The organism is Streptomyces sp. NPDC001492, from assembly GCF_053597275.1.
The window spans coordinates 106656-124278 of record NZ_JBSFHW010000031.1 but is presented as its reverse complement, the minus strand read 5'-3'; the positions used below and the strand labels follow the sequence as shown (position 1 = coordinate 124278).

Genomic DNA, 17623 nt, shown 5'->3' with positions numbered 1-17623 from the left:
CGCGGCGTCGGGAATCTTTGCAGTCTCGTGAATGCTTGTGCAGGTGATGACCGGACTTGTGGTGTGCGCCGGATGGTCCGGCCCCGACGCCGCGCCGACGACCGGCTGTGACGCAGCATCACGCTCTCCTGCCGGACGGGGCAAGGCAGGCTGGAACAGGGACGGACCGCAGCTTCCGGAGCCCGGTGGACAACGTGCTGGCCACCGGGGGTGGGGGCGTCGAGGCGGGATGCACTCGGTCTAGGCGCATACCTGGAACACCCCCGGACCAGTAACCCGGCATTCCGCGCGTAAGGGGTTTTCCGGGTGAGCGGGGGCGGGCGGCAACGTGCCATGCTCGTCGCCACCGGAGGGCCGGCGGCCGTCAACTGCCGTCCCGCGACACCGGTTTGCGGCCAGTAGCACCCCATCACCCCCGGCCGCCGGCTCCCGTCCACGGGGCCGGCGGCCGGGTAGCCGGTCAGGAGGATCCCCTCGTCATGTCCACGCACCACCCCGGCGCGAGCGCGCCCGAGTCCGAGCCGTCCCGCACCCCCGTGCGCGTCCTCACGCCCGCGCAGGTCGCCGGCATCAGCGTCTTCCCGGTCCTGGGGGCCGGCCTCGCCCTCACGGGCATGCCCGTCGACGACGTCCTCACCCTGCTCGCGGGGTGCGGCGCGATCGGCGCGGGCACCATCGCCGCGGCCGGCGGCGGACGGCGCCTGCTCACCGCGCTCGCCGCGTCCGCGGTCCGGGCGGCCGCCGGCGCCGAGACCCACAGCAAGTAGGGGCCCCGCCGATGACTTCGCACCTGCCCGCCCGCCCCGGCGTTCGCCGGATCGCGGGCCACCACGCCGGCCTCACCGCCCTCCTGCGGGCGCTCAAGGACCGCTGCCAGCTCACCTTCAGCGAGCTCGCCGCCCGCGCCGCCCACCCGCAGGACACCGCCACCGTCTCCGCGAGCACCCTCAAGCGGGCCGCCGGCGGCCACACCCTGCCCCAGGAACACGTCGTCACCGCCTACACGCGCGCCTGCGGCGCCACGGCCGAGGAGGAACGCGAGGCGCTGCAGCTGCGCCGGGCCGCCCGTGCCGAACAGCGCGGCATCCTCACCGCCCTGCAGGCCCCGGCCGTGCGCAGCATCCGCACCCCCGCCGACTTCGACGCCGCGCTCGCCGCCGCCTACGAACGCGCCGGCGCCCCGCCCCTGCGCATCCTGCAGGAACGCGCCACCACCGACGGAGCCGACGGGACCCTGCTCCTGCCGCTGACCACCCTGTGGCGCATCACCCGCCGCGAGGCCCGGCCCACGACCTGGCAGCAGTGCTCGGCCTTCCTGCGCGGCTGCGGCATTCACCGCCGCCGCATGGGCCCATGGCAGGAAGCCTGGCAGCGCATCCACACCACCGTCCGCGCCGAGCAGCCTGAACCGGCGCCCGGTCTCGGCACTTACCGGGCCGCCCGCGGCTCCTGGTGGAGCGATTTCCGCCTGTCCGTTCCCGTCGCACCGCTCACCGACGTCGCCTGGCTGCGGGCTGCGGACCACCCCGCCGCGTACGAGCCGTACGCCCTCGCCGACCGGTCCGGGCAGCGGGAGGCCGTGGCGGCTCCCGCCATCAACCGCGCCTACGCCGGCCTCGACCCCACCGACCAGTACGCCGTCCTCACCGCCGGCCTCACCCACCTCTACGCCGCCCGGGACCGGGCCCGCCGCAACGGCACCGCCCCCGACACCGGCGTCGACGCCATCACCGTCCGCAACGACAGACTCGCCTGGCTCCAGTGCAAGCACTCCGACAACTCCGCCTCCGGCCCGCCCACCAGCGACAAAACGCCCGCCCCCGCCCTGCCGCCCCGGCCCTCCGGCCCCAGCCACCGCACCCGACAAGCCGCCCCGGTGTAACCCCGCCCCAAACACAACGGCCAACGGCCGTACGCCGCAGCCCGGGCCGACGCCGAGCACCGGGGCGCAGCGGGCCGGCCTGCCGTCCGGTCCGTCAGGTACGCGCGGCCTGGATCTCGCCGGCGTCGATCAGCGCCCGGCGCAGCTGCTCCGTCTCGGCCGGGCGCTCGGCCGCGGGCAGGGCCACGGCAGCCTCCAGCAGGGCCCGGGCGTGCCAGCGGACCTCGGTGTTATACCCGGGGCCAGGCTCGGTAGGGATGAGCAGGTGCGCGGCCAGGAGCAGGGCGTCGGGGCTGCGCGGGTGGTCGGCGGCGCGCTCGGCGACGTCGCCAGCGTCGATCAGGGCCGGGGTGTGCTCGGCGCTGCGCCGCGCCAGGGGCAGCCACACCTCGTCCGCGATGGCGAGCTTGGCGAGGTGGCCGGTGCCGGCGAGCGCGCCGGACGGCAGGCCGGCGTCGAGCGCCGCCGCCCACCACACACGGGCGACGTCCTCGGCGGCACGGCCGACCGGGGCCGGGGCGACATTGCCGGTCCGGGGGCGCTGCGGCCTGAGGAGGGCGAGCGTCAGGAACAGGCAGGCGACCGCCTTACCGCCGCCCGGGCCCGCGGCCACCTCGCGCCAGGCGGCCGCGGGGTCGCCGAGCAGATCGTGGTGGCCGTCCAGCAGCGCGTCCACCACGCGGAGGGACACGCGGACCGGATGCTCGCGCAGGACGGCCAGGAGCTCGCCGCGGTCCAGGGCGGCGAGCAGCAGCGGATCGCGTCCGCCGTGCTCCAGCCACGCGGCGGCCGGTGAAGGCCGGCCGGGGGCAAGGGCGTACAGCTGGGGGTGGGCGGCGGTGAAGGCGGTGGCGCGGTGGTGCAGGACCGGCAGGTGCCCGCCGATCACGTCGGCGACCGCCTCGTCGCCGCCGCGGGCGGCAAGCGCGCCGGAGAGCAGGCGGAGGACGTCGCCGGGCATCGCGCCGTCCACGGGTGCCCGGCTGGCGGCGTACTCGAGTAGGCAGTCCAGCGCGCGCACCGCCGGGTGCGAGTCCGCCAGGTCACCGGCCAACTCCCCGGCCCCGCCCGCTTTGTCACCGGTGGAGCCGGCGTCTGCGCAAGCGGGCGTGGGGGCGGTCTCCTGCGGGCTGTCCGCGGGCGGCGTGGGGGCGGCGGGGCGGGTGAGGGGCCAGGCTAGGGCGTGCAGGTGGTCCAGGGCGGCCGGCAGGTCGCCGGCCAGGTCAGCGCCGGTGCGCCACACGATGCTCAGCAGGTCGAACACCGCCTGGTCGGCGAACGTCACCGCGGTGGACGGCGGTTGGCCGGCCGCGGGGGCGGGCAGGGCACGGCGCAGCGTGAGGGCGGCGAGGGCGGCCGGGGCCGGGCCGACGGGAAAGGCTCCGCGGCGGCGCGCTACGCCGGCGGCCGCGGCAAGGTAGAACGCGCCGAGCTCCGGCAGCTGCAGGGCGGCGAGCACCCGGGGGACGTCGGCGGTCCAGCCGCCCGGGTCGGCCCCCACGAGGCGCTGCAGCACCCTCACGTAACCGTCGGCGCCCGCGTCCTCGGCGGCGGCGAGGGCGGCGGCCGCTGCGAGCGGGCCGGACACGGCGGCCAACTCCAGCAGGTCCACCACCTCCAGCGCGACGGAGTTGCGCGGTGCCGGGCGGACGGCGGCGCGCGGGTCGGCCGGCCCGGGCGGCTTCAGCCGGCCTACCGCGGCGAGCAGCGGGGCGAAGCCGGTGAGCAGCCCGGCGGGCAGGACCGGCGACCACTCCCACACCCGCAGCCACGAGGCGAGCGGCTCTACCGCGGCCCCGGCCAAGCCGGCGTCGATGCCGGCGGCCAGGACCTGGTCCGCTTCCCGGGCGGACGGGGCCGGGCCGAGCGCCGCACGCGCCCGCTGGTCGAGGTCGGCGGCCCGCTGGGGTGTGCAGTCCTTGAGGACCAGGGCGGCCAGCCGCGCGCCTTCCGGCGCAGGGCGGGAGGCCAGCAGCCGCACGGTGACCTCGACGGCCCGGTCCCACCACTCCCCCGCGCCCGCGGCACCGTCGGCGGGCGGGTGCGCGGCCAGGTGGGCGGCAAGCAGCCGGTCGTGCAGGTGGGCGTCCGCATCGGCGATCCGTTTCCATGCCCGCACCCGCTCGGCCAGCGGGAGGCCGGCTGCGGCGTCCGTCGCGGCGAGGTCCAGGACCGCCCGGGCCAGCAGCGGTCCCAGGAACGGGCCGAGGACGTCGGCCTGGAAGACGACCCAGTCCTCCTCGAGGCGGACCTCGTCCAGGTCGCCCCGGTCGAAGGCCCCCTTGGTGTCGGACTCGGCGTTGCGGCACAGCAGGCCCGCCAGTACGGCCCGGACCATACGGGCCGAGCCGAACGGACCGGGGCCTTGGCCGTGGACGGTCGCCACGAGCTCCCGCAGCAGGACCACGACGTCGCCGGCGGGCAGGAGGACGGCCCAGGTCCGCGCGATCTCCTTCTCCACCTCCGGATCGGAATGCGCCAGCCGGACGGCGTCGGCCCGGGACAGCCCAGGGCCGGGGTGAGGGCGCTTCATCATGGCCTGGAAGGCCAGGCGGCCCGAGTCGACCACGTCGTGCAGCAGCGCCTCGACCACGAACACCCAGTCCCTGTCACGCCCGGCCATCGGGAGCCTTCCCGCCCAGCGGGCCGTCAGCCCGCGCGGCCAGTCCGCCCGCCCGGCCGGCTCCCCGTCGCGGACCGGAACGAGAACGTACGGGAGCAGCAGCCGGACACCGGCACTCGTCAGGGCGCCGGCCTGGGCCAGAAGCAGCAGGTCGACCAAGACCTGCGGGCCGGCGGCGGCGAGCTGGACGGCGTGCCCGTGCAGCCACGGCCGGGCCGTCTCCGGGGCGACGGCGGCCAAGTGCTCCAGGAACGGGGCCGCCGGCCACAGTCCGGCCGCCCCGTCGGCCAGCAGCAGGTGCGGCGCGTACTGGTCGAGGACCTCCAGCCAGGCCGCGGCCGGGCCGGAACGGAGGAAGTACCCGGTGGCGCGCGGGTCCGCCCAGCCGGCCAGCTCCCGTGCCTCGGCCTCACCCGGGTGCTGGAGCGCGGCGAGTTCGAGAACGCGGGCGGCCCGGGCGGGCAGCGGCACGAGCAGGTTCCGCGCCGCACCGAGGATGTCGGTGTACAGGGCGGCGGCCTCGCCGGGACCGGCGCTCCGGCCGTGCAGGATGCCCGACGCCGCGCCGTAGATCCTGCTCCACACGTCCAGCGCCGTCTCCTGCGCCGCACCGAGCGTGACGCCCGTCAGCCGCTCGAAGACGCCGGCGGCCCGGGCCCGGTGGAAGCCCCCCGGGCTCTCCACCTCACCACGCAGCACCGCGGCCGCCTCCCGCATCCGCTCCCACACTCCGGCCTCGGCCTCGGCGACCGCTGCGTCGGCCAGCCGCGCGGTGTCGGCCGGGGTCCGTGGGAGGGCGTCCACCGCGATCAGCAGGTCCTTCGCCGCGTCCTTCAGACCTACAGCGCCCGGAGTGCCGGGCGCCAGCAGCGCGTCCGCCACGGACCGCACACACGCAGCGGCGACCTCCTCCCGCCGCTCGAACCCGCCGCCCGTCAGGACCCGGCGGGCATCCCGCAGCAGCCCCAACGCCCTTACGCCCGCCTCCCCCTGAGCCCGCAGGGCGTCCGCGAGGACATCGTCGACCTCGGGCAGCACACTCGCGCCCACCGGCGCCACCTCGTCACTCACCGCAGCACCGTAGACCCGCCAGCCACCACCCTCGCACCGATACCGCAGATCCGCCGTAGCCACCCGCCCGACCTGCCCGTGCTCCGCACCGCGCCGGCCGACGACGCCCGGTTCGCATCGGCGCGCGGCCGCCGACACGACGCGGCTGGCAGGCGAGTCGACGGGGTGCGGCGCGGCTCTCGGGATCCATCGAGGCGCGGATCAGCTCCATGACGGGCTCGTGAGAGATCGGCATCTGCCAACCCGGGCATGCGAGTTCACCCCGATGCAGGGGGCGGCCATGCTCCTCGAAAGTCTCCCTGTTACGCGGGACCGTGGTGTTGGATGCACAGGCATGAGCGGACCGACGGACTGGTGGGCGAATCTTCTTCAGGGCGCTCTGAGCGCCATGATCGGTGGCCTGGTCGCAGCGGTGACCGCCTGGGCGGTAGTGACCGTCACCAACAGGCACGCACGCCGGCATGCCGCGCAACAGCACGCGATTTCCGCCGCGCAGGCCGCTCTAGCTGAGGTCGACGTGCTCTTCACATCCGTCCTCGCCATCAAGCCCTGGAAACGTCGGCTTTTCGAGGACGACTGGAAGAGTGAACTGAACGCAGCAAACTCCCGCTTCCTCATCCGAACGAAAGGTCACCAAGCGGTGATCGCCTCGGTGGATACAACCTTCGCAGCTCGTGTAAACGACTTGCGGACAGCCATGATCGAGGCAGCGCCACACTCCGAAGATGACCATGAACGGTGGCGAGACCAGGACGCCAGCAACTTCTTCGACGCAGGTCAGCGTCTCATCCGCGAGATCACTCAATGGCTTGAGAACCGCTGACGATCTCGTCGTACCCCTCCTGCGTCACATTGCCGATCTTCGTTTCAGTGCTGGGCATTGCAGCCACCACCCCGCGGGCCGGGGCACGGACTCCTTCGCGCCGTGTCGGGACTCGGCCCACACGACCACACCGTCCAGCGTGACACGCGAGATCATCAACAACCGACCGCAATTGGCAGAAACCTGAAGGGAGTTCACCGCTCTAGCCGTTCTCACGGCCGTCACTGTGACGGTTCGCTGAACGCTCCACCCGCCGCCTCCAGGCCCTGGTCGGCACTTCCCGCTGCAATAGACGGCGTTCGAGCGCCGGTCGACTGCGGCCACCCGGCAGGCCCCGCGCTCCGGGCACTCCCGCTCGTCCTCGCCCCGCTGCACAGCCGCCACGCGCCGCCTCAGTCCACGGTCAACCCGCCACTGCCTAGAGCGACACGCTGTCGAGCAGTACAGGGCATCGGACCGTGAACCGCTCCGGGTCTGATGGAGGCTCCGGACTGCCCCGAGTTGGGTGAACCTGGGTGTCCGAGCGGGAGCCCCATATTGTGAGGCGGTTGTCAGACCCCTGTGCTTTGATTCCTGTCGACCTGGCGCGGACACGCCAATTACTGGTGTTTGCGCTGTTTGACCAACACAGGGGGCACAACTTGAGATTGAGGAACCTGCTGTCTGCAGGCGTCGTGACGGCCGGGCTGCTTCTGAGCTGTCTCGGCTCCGCGCAGGCGTCGGATGAGCCTGTCCCGGGGCCGGACGTTTCCGTTCAGGCGTCAGAAAATCCCGCACCCGGCTCGGACGGTTCGGCAGCCTCCTCGGAGGATGCTTCGCAGGCTGGGGACGAGGACGGATCCGACCCGGCCGTGGAGGACGAGGACTCCACGCCGGTGCCGGAGGCGCCGGAGGAGGACTCCGGCGGGGAGGAGCCGGTCGCGGACGCAGGGCCGGATGCGGTGCTGCCGTACGCCAGGGCCGGGCAGTCGGCCTGGTCCGCCACGGGGGAAACGTGTGCAGAGCCCGACGAGCAGGGCCGGGCGACATGTGTGGAGCAGGTTCCGGCCAGCTCGATTCCGCAGGAGGCGATGACGGCGCTGACGGCCCGTGCGGGAGTGGCGCCTCCGCAGTGGTGTGAGGACAGCAACGGCAAGGTCGTCGGGATCCGCACGGCGGTGTGCCTGGTGGGCGGCGCCGACTTCACCACCAAGGAGAAGGTCAACGGCACGTGGCGGGAGACCGGTCGGGCCAAGCTGCTGTTCATCAGCTACAGCTACGGTGACACCGGCCTGGGAACCATCGCTCACCAGATCGAGGTGTCCGCGTATGGCGGCTGGGGCGATGCCCTCAACGAGGGATCGGTGAAGGGCTCGGCGAGCAAGGGCGGAGCCTGCAAGGTCAGCAGCTCAAAGTTCCCGAAGAAGCCGCTGATGCCCAAGAACTCCTGGCGTCTTGGGGAGTCGTTCTTCGACACGACGATTCACACGGCCGGCACGAAGGGCAAGTGCCAAAGCACCTGGACGCTGAACTTCCAGGCTCCCGCCTACCCCGACGCGCTCCTGCCGGTCGGCTTCAACGAGTTCCGCTGCGACAACGACACCGCGGGCCGGCCCGGGGTCGGCTGCGTCATCCCCTGGTACCCGTCGATCCTGTACTACGACCAGTCCAGCTACCCGGACCTGGCTTCGCACGTCAAACGCGCCCAGGCCTCCGGTCTGCCCGGCGGCTCCTTCAAGCACCCCCTGACCCGCACCACCGATGCCCAGACCATCAGGGACAACCGCCAAAAGGCGTGCGGAGACGCCCCCAGCATCCAGGGCAAATCGTGCGACGAATACCCCATCGCCACCTCCAAGCAGGGCCTGAGCTCCGGAGGGACCCGCCGCACCTTCTCCGGCTGCGACCTGCCCAACATCCCCTCCGGCAGCGGACCGAAGGGAGCCAGCGTCTGCATGATCACCAAGGGTGACAATGACGCCCAGGGCGGCCTGAACACACAGTTCTTCCGCAGCCAGCGCGTGCTGAACGGCGACCCCTTCCAGATCCGCATCTCCTAGACAAGCCCGTTCGCGTCCGGCCAGCCACCACACCCACACGGTGTCCGCCGGCCGGACGTGACCGGAAGTACCATCACAGCCCCGGCAGACCCCACTGCCACGGCATGCCCGGCGAGAAAGGCCAGCAGATGAGCGCCGCCCAACTCTTCGTCGCAGAAGGAACCTTCGGCGTCCTGGACGGCGGAGACATCCCCGTGGACACCGCTGACTGGTCCAACGGACTGGCCGCACCCATGTCGCACGGCGCCCTCATCCTCACCGGCATCCGCACCGGCGACGTCCAGGTGACCGCCGAACCACGCGACACCCCGCCCCCGGCCAGCGACCACACCACCTGGGAAGAGATCGTCGAAACAAGCATCCAGTGCCAAACCGGCCAGCTGCTCGTCGAGTCCCTCGACCTCGGCCCCGCCGACGAGCTGCCCAACCTGGCCACAGCAGGCCCCGGCTGGTACCGCCTCCGCGTCCACGCACACGGCCGCGCCACCAACCCCGACGGCACCGACGCCAACCCCCCCGAGCACTACCGGCTGACCGCCTGGCCCGCACCCCCCACCACCACCGCCATCCTCAAGACCAGTGAACGCATCACAGCAGACCTCGCCCAGCACACCGACCAGCCGGCACACGAGCCCCGGCCAACTCCACCGGCAGACCAACCCATGATCAAACCCGAGTGACCTCCCATCACTGACACATCTACCAAGAGGCGCCTGGCCTCCAGGCGGGCAGGACTTTGCCGAGCAGATCTCATCTCGGCCCCACCCGAACCCGCTGACCAGCCAGCCCCGGATGCAGAACTGGCACAACCCCCAGTAGTGCGAAATCAGCCGTCCTGAGCCGTTCAGGAAACGACATGGTCCGATCGCTGCAAAAATCTTCTGTCAGACAGTCGCACTGGACGGGGGCGTGTAGCTGTGGCGAAAGCGAAGACGAAGGCGCAGACCCGCAAGGGCTATTACCGGGCCGGGCACTACGTGAAGCCGGCGACGGTCTCCAGCCGGTGGAAGAGTCCATCGATGGGCCTGGTCCTGGTGGGCGTTGTTGTGGTGATCGCCGCGTGGAACACCCTGTTCGGAGGCGGATCCGACCACCGGGACCAGACACCCCGGCCACAGACGACCAGCGTTTCGAACTCTGCCCTACCCAGTCACTGACCCCGCCCCCGGCGGAAAACCGACAACGGCCGCTGCCACCTTCCCTTCTTGGAGACGGTGCCGACGGGGCCTGACGGGATCTCCGCGGTGTCCGACGCATCCTCCGTGCGCAGCTGCTGCCAGACGGCCTTCCACTGCGTGATCTGCTCATCGGGAACACCGCACGCTGACAGGTAGACGCCCGTGGTGCCCCAAGTCGTGGGAAGAGTACTGCGGTTGAGCAGACGGCCAACGGTGCCCGCCGCCATGCGTCCGCTCGAACGCTCGCTGACCGCCTGATGAGTCAGTCCGCTGACCACCCGCACCTGCGCGAGGGCGGTGAGAAACCCTGCAACGGTACGGATCGCAGACGGATCCGGCCATGGACGCTCCCCTACGGCCGCACCGGCCGCAACCGGTCCGGCCGGCAGATCAGCGTTATTGCGTGCGAGTGCGACCTGGGCACCGCTGTTGCGGTCCCGGGCCTGCGGAACGGGATGCCCCCGCGCCTCCAGCCTCAGGCGTAAATGCCGGTAGAGGGAGCCCAGATCGAGCAGCGCGGGACCGCCGGGTATGCCCTGGCGCAGGGTATCGAGCAGCGCCCCGGTGAAAGCCGTATAGGTGCCCCCCACCGGCGCCAGAGCCGTGCGGGTCTCCGCGGCGGCCGCCAGGAGGAAACTGCCCTCCACCGCCGCCTGGTCAGCAAGCCCCGGCCCGGCGCTCATCCTCCCCAGCGCCAGACCGCTGTAACAGCAGTCCAGAATCACCACGTGCCGCTCCGCCCGGGAGTCCAACAGCAGCACCTGACGCACCCAGTCATACGGGAGAGCCGTCTCGATACGACCGAACTCGGTATGCGGCAGAGCCAGAACAAGCTGATCCTGGGCATCAACCAGCCCATGCCCGGCAAAGTAGACGATCAGCGTGTCGGTGGCCCCGGCAGCCGCCTGCCGCACCGCGCCCACCACCGCGTGCGCAGCAACCGGATCCTCCACCACAGTTACGTGCAGGGCGGGCAGTTGCAGCGACAGCGGGCTGCACAAAAGATCGGCAAGAGCCCTCAGATTATTCGCCGCGGCTGGCAACGGCTCCAGGTACTCATAGCGGCTCGTGCCCACCAGCACGGCCCTTGAGGCGCCCGGATCAGGCAGCACACTCACCGATCGCCGCCCTCACCGCCATCGACGGCCTCAAGCGCCCGAACCGCCCGCGCGATCTCCTCCTGCGAACCCTCAGCGAGCACGATGACCGTCTCCCCCCGGCGGATCTCCACCCGCGGCCGCTGCGGGCGGCTCTGCCGCCACGCCGCGACCGCCAGCACGAACGACGCCGCACTCCACCCGTTTCCCGTCACCAGCTCCAGCACATCGACGACCGTGCCCATCTCCCCCGGCCCCGGCACACCACCCCGCACCCCCACCACCACAGACCGGCGCACCACAGGATCCGCACGCAACCAGCCCTGCAGCGAACGCAACTCCCCCGCACCCAGCCCGACCTGCAGCTCTAACCGCACTTCGACCTCCCCTGATCCGAACACCCACCCACCATGCACAACCGACCGGGAAACCCGCTACACCACAACACCACACCCCGGACCAGTACGGCCCGCAAGGTCCCTACCGAACGTCACCGACCTGGCCACTCTGGCCGTCCTGCCCTGCGCCCACCATCACGACCCGGCCCGCGCGGAAACCAGGCGCCGCCCCGCCCGCGCCCCACGACCGGGGACACGGACGCCGACGAGGAGGCCGCAGCGGCGGACGGCCCGCTGGCCGGGATGACGGTCGTGGTCACCGGCGCGATGACCCCGAAACCCTCGGCATCCGCCTGGCCACCCCGGACGAATTCGCCGCCCAGATCGCCGACTTCGTCGATTGAGCCCTTTGCCGTGGTGTGCCACAGCTCACCACGGCAAAGACGAAGGGCCGGGAACACCTCGGAGTGATTGACCGTTCACCTATACGTGGCTGCGGAGGGGACAGTGTCCCCGGGCCTCACCTATAGCCCATGGGGACGATCGTCCGGCTGAAGCCCCATGGAGCATCCCGCCGAGAGGCGACCGCCCTCCGCACGTCACCGCGTTACGGCCCCGGCTGGTCTCCCCCGTCCAGCCGGGGCTTTCCCGTGCCGCGGCCGACACTGCCCGGTCAAGGACACCCTGGTCGTTGCCGGCGGCCCTTCACCACCTGCTCGGCTCAGCTGAGGTGGAGGGTGGTCAGGGCGGTGGTCCAGTCGGTGACGATCGCCTTCTGCGCGGCCGCGAGCGTGACCTGGCCCTTGCAGACCGCGGTGTGCAGCTTCGTCTCCACCGGGTCCTTCTTGTTGTTCACCCCCGTGCCCTTGTGACCGGGGTCGGCGGGCTCCACCCACAGGTTCCGGTAGTCGTTGGGGTCCCCGCCCAGCTGCAGGCTGATCAGATGGTCGTACTCGGCATCGCCCATGCGGCCGGTGTAACTGTACGAGGCGGCGTTGAGCCGCTTCTCCTTGCCGGTCACGTACGCGGGCGGGCGCACCCCGGAGGTGTAGCCGCCCGTGCGGCAGATCGTCGACTTCAGATTCGCCTGCGTGACCGCCGGGGAGATCGCGCCCGGCGTGCACTTCGGGTCCTCCAGTGGCTCGCCGTGCTCGTAGCGGTAGTGGCAGGAACCCGCGGCCGGCTGCTTCTGGACCGTGTAGTGCTTCTGCGGACCCGCCCCCACCGCGATCGGGCCAGACGACCCGCCGGCCGGCGCGGCCGTACCCGATGCACCCGCTGCTGGGCTCCGGCCTTCGGACGACGTCGACGTGCCGAGCGAGCCGGACTTACAGCCCGCCAGCAATAGGCAGGCGAGCACCACGGTGGATGCGGCGCGGCGGGTGGAACGCATGATGACCCCTCATAGGCAGGCGACGGCTGAGCAGATGCTGCCCTATCGAGCTGCCGCCTTATCATGCGGGGGTGCGGCGCGATGGCGCACGCCCGTCGCATGGCTAAGCGCGGCCGGTCCCTCCACAGGCTGCGAGTCCACAGGGTGTGCTTTCTCGCCAGCGGGCTGCCGCAGGGAGTTGCGTGCCGCTCAATGCGCACGAGGTGGGGGATAGCACGACCGTCGGGGCGCCCTTGGCGACGACCGCCGGATCCGTGGTCGTCCATCTGCCTGGGGCTTCACGTCAGTCCAGGAAGGAGAAGTTTGGCCGTGTTGCCGTGTAGAACGCCCTGGATCTGCGGCCAGTCCTCCAGCGGTGACTGGTGACGGAAGGCATCTGCTGCGGTCGGGGCCCCAGAACGGCTCACAGCAGCAGGCACCAAATGAGCAGGTCAGAACCCAGGGAATTGACAGCCCAAGGCAGGCCGACTGTAATTCTCTCATCCTCGCGACCAGGGGCCTGAAGGGAAGTCAGCTCATCGAAATCCGGGGGCACTTGACTCCAAGAAAGGTCGAGGCTACGGTTCTCACCATCAGCCCGGCGGAAGCGTCGAGCACTCAGTACCACGCGTAACATCCGAGCACGTCTAATCCCAGGAGTGGGATTAGTGCGTCCCGAGGTCTGCACCACTAGGCCGAAGGGGTCTCGGATGTCTTTTTGTATCCAGGAACCAGAAGTTCGTTTTCGCATGCCCAAAAACAGTCGCACTCACAGGAGGATCAGTATGTCCATGCCCAACCAGCCTGACCGCACCCTTCGCATCTCCTACGGTCAGCTCCTCTTTCGCGCACCGGTCCCGCCGTGGCGGAAGCTCAGGGCCGGGGCGGTCGCACTCCTTACAGGAATAGTGCTGTGGTTTCACCCCTATCAGCTCATCAATACGTTGGAGCGCTATTCCTCGTCACATAAGCCACCTACTGCCGCGGTGCCAGACTACTCGAATTCTCGAGCCAGTCAGAGGTAGAAATTCTGCTGGAATTTCAAGCCGGACCGTGAAGCTGATTGCTTCGCGGCTCTTTTTTACCCTCAACTTCCCTCTTTATGCCGGTATGTCCAGGTATCGCGATGCGGGAGGGCGTCTGGGGCGGGCCCGCTGGTACAGGTCCGCCCCCGCTCTCCGGCCGGTTTAGGGCAACGCCCCAGCAGTGTGACCGCCGGCTATCACGATCAGCTCGATCAGTGGCAACTGGCGGGCGGCACTCAGTGAGGCGAGGCCGTGAAGGCAGTCGTACCCACCGGTATGATCCCCTTCGTACCGAACGTCAGGCGGCAACCCCGCTTTCGTCCCCCACAGGAACCGGCCAAGCAGCGCCTGCCGCAGTCTTCTCGCTGAACGTGAAAGGCAGACATGGCCCGCCGGTTCCTTCCTGCGATAGCCGCCTGCGCAGCCGCAGTCCTGGGCGCTGGCTGTAGCAGCCACGCCCCGCAGCCCGCTGCAGCAGCCCCTACGGTCACGGTCACTCAGACCATCACGCCCACCCCCACCCCGACATCGACGCCTGTAACCAGCCACACTTCGGCCATCCTCACCCCGGCCTCCTCCTCGGCTCCTGCGCCCGCCCCGGCCCGCACCCCGCTGGGATCAGTCGCCCTGACCGAGTGGCACGACGGCGACGCGACGAACAAGTGCGTGAACGTCATGACCGTCTACGAGAACCGCTCCGATACCGCAGTCATCTCGATCACTCAGAAGTTCCAGACCTTGTACACGCCCAAGCACGCCGACGGTGAGTACCCCGACGAAGTGGACGGCCCGGTCAAGACGCTCGCTCAGGACGCGGGCATCGCTCCATATGGGACCCGGACCTTGTACTGGCAGGTGTGCGCGCCCGAGCTGGCCTCCAAGCAGAACCCAGTTCCGGCGGACGGCACCGACTCGTTCATGTCCGAGATCGGCGCCCAGCCTCGCACCACCACCTGGGACTGGGCACAGTAGATCACTCCCTGTTTGCGGCTGATGCCCCCGAACTCATCGACATCGATCACGGGTGAGCGGTGAAGTGCCGAAGCCGTTGAACAAACGATTCCCGTTCTCGCGTACGCAGCCAGAGATCCTGCTGTCCCGCGGCAACCGACTCCATGGCGCAGGCCGACGGTGCTCGGGGCCTTGGTGCGGCTGTTGTTCAGCACCGTGTTCCGCCGAGCATCGGCATGGTGGGGCGTTCTCGTTGGGTGGCGCGCTTCATGACGTGTCAGCCGGCCGAGGGTGCTGAGGCTGCCAGACCGGGGTGCCGTCGGGATGGTCGTAGATCCAGGACAGGCCTCCCAGATCAAGACGCTGGCGGGTGCGGGTGACGGCCACGTAGGCCAGGCGGGCTTCGGTGTCCTCGATGGGGTCCGGTGGTGTTGGGGTGTTGGTCTGGTCGGCGGGGGTGTCGTCTTTCGAGCGGGCGAAGTCGTCCGCGATGAGGACGCGGGGCCATTCACGTCCCTTGGCCTTGTGGGCGGTGGAGACGGTGACCTGGGCGCGTGGTTCGGGGGTGAGTTGGGCGACCGCGGTGAGGATGGCGTCAGTGCCGTGCGTGTCGACGAGGTTGACCAGGGGCTGCAGGTCGCGGCCGGCCGGGTCGTGGGCGGCGTAGTCCTGCAGGTCTCCCCAGGAGGGGAAGAGGATGAGTTCGGGGTGGTGGGTGTGGCGGCCTTCTTTCAGGTCGCGGGCCGCGTGGGCCAGGGCTTGGAGGCTGTCTCCTCCCCCGGCCAGGGCTACTTGGTATCCGGCGGCCATGAGGGTCATGACTTGGGCCATAGCACCGACGTTGGTGCGGCACAGTACGGCGTCCGGGTGGGTGACGGGGCCAAGTTCGGTGGGCACGCTGGCGGTGCCGGTCAGGCGGATGGGGGCGTCGGCGAGGTGCAGCCAGCGGTTGGCTTCGGCGGCGAGGGCGGGGCCGAAGCGGAAGGACTGGGACAGGGCGAGTGGGGTGCCGTCGAAGCCGGTCATGACGTCTTTGGCGCCGCGCCAGTGGTAGATGGCCTGGGCGGAGTCACCGACCATGACCAGTTGGGCGTGGTCGCGCTGGCCCAGGAAGATCTGTTCGACGACGGGGTTGGTGTCCTGGGCCTCGTCCAGGAGCAGGAAGTCGGCCTGGATGCGGGGCCGGGTGAGGGCCCAGATCTTGAGGTAGTGGTCGTGGTCGAAGCGGACGGCGCCGTCGTCGGGGTGCTGCAGGTCGGCCCAGGCTTTGCGGGCGAACGGCACGATGTGGGCGGCGAGTTGGTCGTGGAGGTCGGTGTCTTCGAGGCCGCGTAGGCGGGGGACGTGGTGGGGGGTGATGGCCTCGTCGGCGGTGTGGCAGAAGCGCGTGACGGTACGCAGGGCGGCGTTGGACAGGGCGCGTTGGGAGAGGTCTCGGTCGCCGATGCGGAGGGTTTTGGTGATGCCGAGGGCCTGTCCGGTCTGCCAGGCGGGGCGGCGGGGGGCGTTCAGGCGGCGGGTGTAGCGGTGGCCGACGGCGGCGTAGGCGAGTGCGTGTGCGGTCTTGCACTGGACGGTGGTGGGGAAGCGGGTGCGGGCGTCCTGGGCGATGGCGCGGTTGTAGGCGAGGTAGCGGCCGCGGCGGGTGGTGGTGTGGGCGAGGAGGGCGAGGGTGGTGGTCTTTCCGGTGCCGGCGCCGGCCTGCAGGGCGAGGTGGTGGCCGGCGTGGAAAGCGTCGGCGGCGGCCGTTTGTTCGTCGGTGGGGTTCACGGGGTGGGCCTTTCGGGGAGCCGGGTGAGTGCGTGCCCGACGGCGGCCAGCAGGTAGGCGGGGGTGGTGTGGGCCAGCAGTTGGCGCACCGCGCGGTCGAGCCGGTCGGTCTCCTGCTCGGCGTGCTCGGCCAGGGCCCGGCGCAGGGCCAGTTCCAGGAAGCGCTCGGGAGTCTGGCGGGCGCGGCGGGCGTCGGCCGTCAGCGCGGTGTGCACGGCGGGCGGGAAGGCGACGTTGAGCAGCACCGTGTGGTCAGCGTCCAGGTAGTGGGTGGTGATCACGTCGATGGGCAGCCGGGTGCCGAGGCGGTGGCGCAGCCGGTGGGCGGCGCGCTGCGGTGTCTTGGCGGCGACGAGGGCCATCAGGCGGGTGGCGTCGTGGTTGGCGGCGAGCGGCAGTACGCGGGTGGCGCGGTGCAGGGCTGCCGGGGGCAGGGGGCGGGTGAGTGTGATTTCCAGGGCGTGGTGTGGCACTGGTCATCCCCTTCGGTGCGGGCGGGGCGGGGGGTGGGGCAGGCGGGTGTGGATGTGTGCCGCGTGCAGGAGGGGGTCGAAGGGTTCCCAGCAGGCCAGGGCGAGGTCGGCGGTGCCGGGGGCGGTGGCGTGGGCCGGGCAGCGCTGGGTGCGCCAGCGCAGCTGTTCGTTGTAGGAGAGGTGGCCCAGGTCGTAGACGGCCATCAGGGCGTCGGGCAGGGCGAGTTGGCCGTGCTGGGCGGTGGTGGGCAGCAGTTTCCACATCCCGGCCGGGCCAGGGGTGAGGACGGGGTGGGGGCGGTGGCGGTGGCGGGTCTGGGCGACGCAGCGCAGGTCCTCGATCCGCTGCTGGGCGAGGTAGCGGCACAGCAGCAGCTGGACGACGGGGCGGTCGGGTCCCCCGGTCTGGGGAGCGTCGGGCTGCGGGGTAGCGCGTGGGGCGGGGGTGAGGGTCCCGGTGTCGATCAGGCGGCGGGCGCGGACGGCGAGTTGGCGGCGGATCGCCTCGATGCGGGGGCCGGGCCGGCAGGTGGGGATGCGGTGGGGGCAGAGCACGGCATGCGGGATGCGGCACCAGGCGCTGTTGTCGCCGTGCGGGTAGGCGATGCCGCCGCTGAGGTGCCAGCGGCAGGATTCGGGGACGTCGGCGGTGGCCAGTTCGTCGGGGTGAAGGGCGATGGGCCGCTGGTCGGCGCGCTGGTAGAGGTCGATGCGGCTGCCGCAGTGGCGGCAGCGGCCGGTCTGTCCGGCGCGCAGCAGGCGGCTGGGGCTGGTGGTGGTCACCCGGAGCGGGCGGGGGTGGTGGGCGGCGCGGGGGCTGCCGTCCCAGTGGCGGCCGTTGGGGGCGGGCGTGGGGCACATGGCCCGGACCGTGCCAGGCGACACGCAGGCGTGAGCAACGCGTCGGGGGTTTGTCCCACGGCCGGCCCAACGAGCCCGCACACATGAGCGTTATCGCGGATGACCGTTCGAGACCTGAGT

The 17623-nt window shown here is 71.2% G+C and carries 13 protein-coding genes; 6 read left to right on the top strand and 7 right to left on the bottom strand.

Features of this window, described 5'->3' with window-relative positions:
- Positions 1 to 479 precede the first annotated feature (479 nt).
- Together ACWC1K_RS33215 and ACWC1K_RS33210 are read left to right on the top strand one after the other, a co-directional pair.
- Positions 480 to 767 carry a hypothetical protein gene (locus tag ACWC1K_RS33215; protein ID WP_450836637.1) on the top strand — a complete coding sequence of 96 codons (288 nt, stop codon included), beginning with the start codon at positions 480 to 482 and terminating at the stop codon, positions 765 to 767.
- Positions 768 to 778: 11 nt separating this feature from the next.
- Entirely contained in the window at positions 779 to 1882 is a 1104-nt protein-coding gene (locus ACWC1K_RS33210; protein ID WP_450836636.1) for a helix-turn-helix domain-containing protein, read from the top strand.
- Between the two features lie 94 nt (positions 1883 to 1976).
- On the opposite strand, the gene ACWC1K_RS33205 is transcribed toward ACWC1K_RS33210, so the two are convergent.
- Positions 1977 to 5576: a hypothetical protein gene (locus tag ACWC1K_RS33205; RefSeq protein WP_450836635.1), complete on the bottom strand. Its 3600-nt coding sequence runs from the start codon at positions 5574 to 5576 to the stop codon at positions 1977 to 1979.
- 334 nt (positions 5577 to 5910) lie between these two features.
- Between ACWC1K_RS33205 and ACWC1K_RS33200 the strand changes: the two genes are divergently transcribed.
- The 3 genes from ACWC1K_RS33200 (at position 5911) to ACWC1K_RS33190 (ending at position 9118) form a co-directional block, all read left to right on the top strand.
- Positions 5911 to 6399 (top strand): hypothetical protein, encoded by a 489-nt coding sequence (locus ACWC1K_RS33200; RefSeq protein ID WP_450836634.1) that lies wholly within the window; start codon positions 5911 to 5913, stop codon positions 6397 to 6399.
- A gap of 851 nt (positions 6400 to 7250) precedes the next feature.
- Positions 7251 to 8438 carry a NucA/NucB deoxyribonuclease domain-containing protein gene (locus ACWC1K_RS33195; protein ID WP_450836633.1) on the top strand — a complete coding sequence of 396 codons (1188 nt, stop codon included), beginning with the start codon at positions 7251 to 7253 and terminating at the stop codon, positions 8436 to 8438.
- Positions 8439 to 8542: 104 nt separating this feature from the next.
- A complete protein-coding gene (locus ACWC1K_RS33190; protein WP_450836632.1) occupies positions 8543 to 9118 on the top strand; it encodes a hypothetical protein in 576 nt (191 codons plus the stop codon).
- Between the two features lie 470 nt (positions 9119 to 9588).
- On the opposite strand, the gene ACWC1K_RS33185 is transcribed toward ACWC1K_RS33190, so the two are convergent.
- From ACWC1K_RS33185 to ACWC1K_RS33175, 3 genes are all read right to left on the bottom strand, one after another.
- Positions 9589 to 10734 carry a caspase family protein gene (locus ACWC1K_RS33185; protein WP_450836631.1) on the bottom strand — a complete coding sequence of 382 codons (1146 nt, stop codon included), beginning with the start codon at positions 10732 to 10734 and terminating at the stop codon, positions 9589 to 9591.
- Positions 10731 to 11114, bottom strand: coding sequence for an effector-associated constant component EACC1 (locus ACWC1K_RS33180; protein WP_450836630.1), 384 nt, complete (start codon positions 11112 to 11114; stop codon positions 10731 to 10733). Before ACWC1K_RS33180 ends, ACWC1K_RS33185 begins: the two co-directional genes overlap by 4 nt.
- A 658-nt stretch (positions 11115 to 11772) precedes the next feature.
- Positions 11773 to 12444, bottom strand: coding sequence for a hypothetical protein (locus ACWC1K_RS33175; protein ID WP_450836629.1), 672 nt, complete (start codon positions 12442 to 12444; stop codon positions 11773 to 11775).
- A 1670-nt stretch (positions 12445 to 14114) separates the two neighbouring features.
- Here ACWC1K_RS33175 and ACWC1K_RS33170 point away from each other — a divergent pair.
- A complete protein-coding gene (locus ACWC1K_RS33170; RefSeq protein WP_450836628.1) occupies positions 14115 to 14420 on the top strand; it encodes a hypothetical protein in 306 nt (101 codons plus the stop codon).
- 246 nt (positions 14421 to 14666) lie between these two features.
- On the opposite strand, the gene ACWC1K_RS33165 is transcribed toward ACWC1K_RS33170, so the two are convergent.
- Genes ACWC1K_RS33165 through ACWC1K_RS33155 form a run of 3 tightly spaced genes read right to left on the bottom strand, consistent with a single transcriptional unit; the run spans position 14667 to position 17503 of the window.
- On the bottom strand, positions 14667 to 16169 hold the full coding sequence (locus ACWC1K_RS33165; RefSeq protein ID WP_450836627.1) for a UvrD-helicase domain-containing protein: 1503 nt from the start codon (positions 16167 to 16169) through the stop codon (positions 14667 to 14669).
- On the bottom strand, positions 16166 to 16642 hold the full coding sequence (locus ACWC1K_RS33160; RefSeq protein ID WP_450836626.1) for a hypothetical protein: 477 nt from the start codon (positions 16640 to 16642) through the stop codon (positions 16166 to 16168). The genes ACWC1K_RS33165 and ACWC1K_RS33160 overlap by 4 nt, the downstream gene beginning before the upstream one ends.
- Positions 16643 to 16645: 3 nt before the next feature.
- Positions 16646 to 17503 (bottom strand): DUF6083 domain-containing protein, encoded by an 858-nt coding sequence (locus ACWC1K_RS33155; RefSeq protein ID WP_450836625.1) that lies wholly within the window; start codon positions 17501 to 17503, stop codon positions 16646 to 16648.
- Between the last annotated feature and the right edge of the window lie 120 nt (positions 17504 to 17623).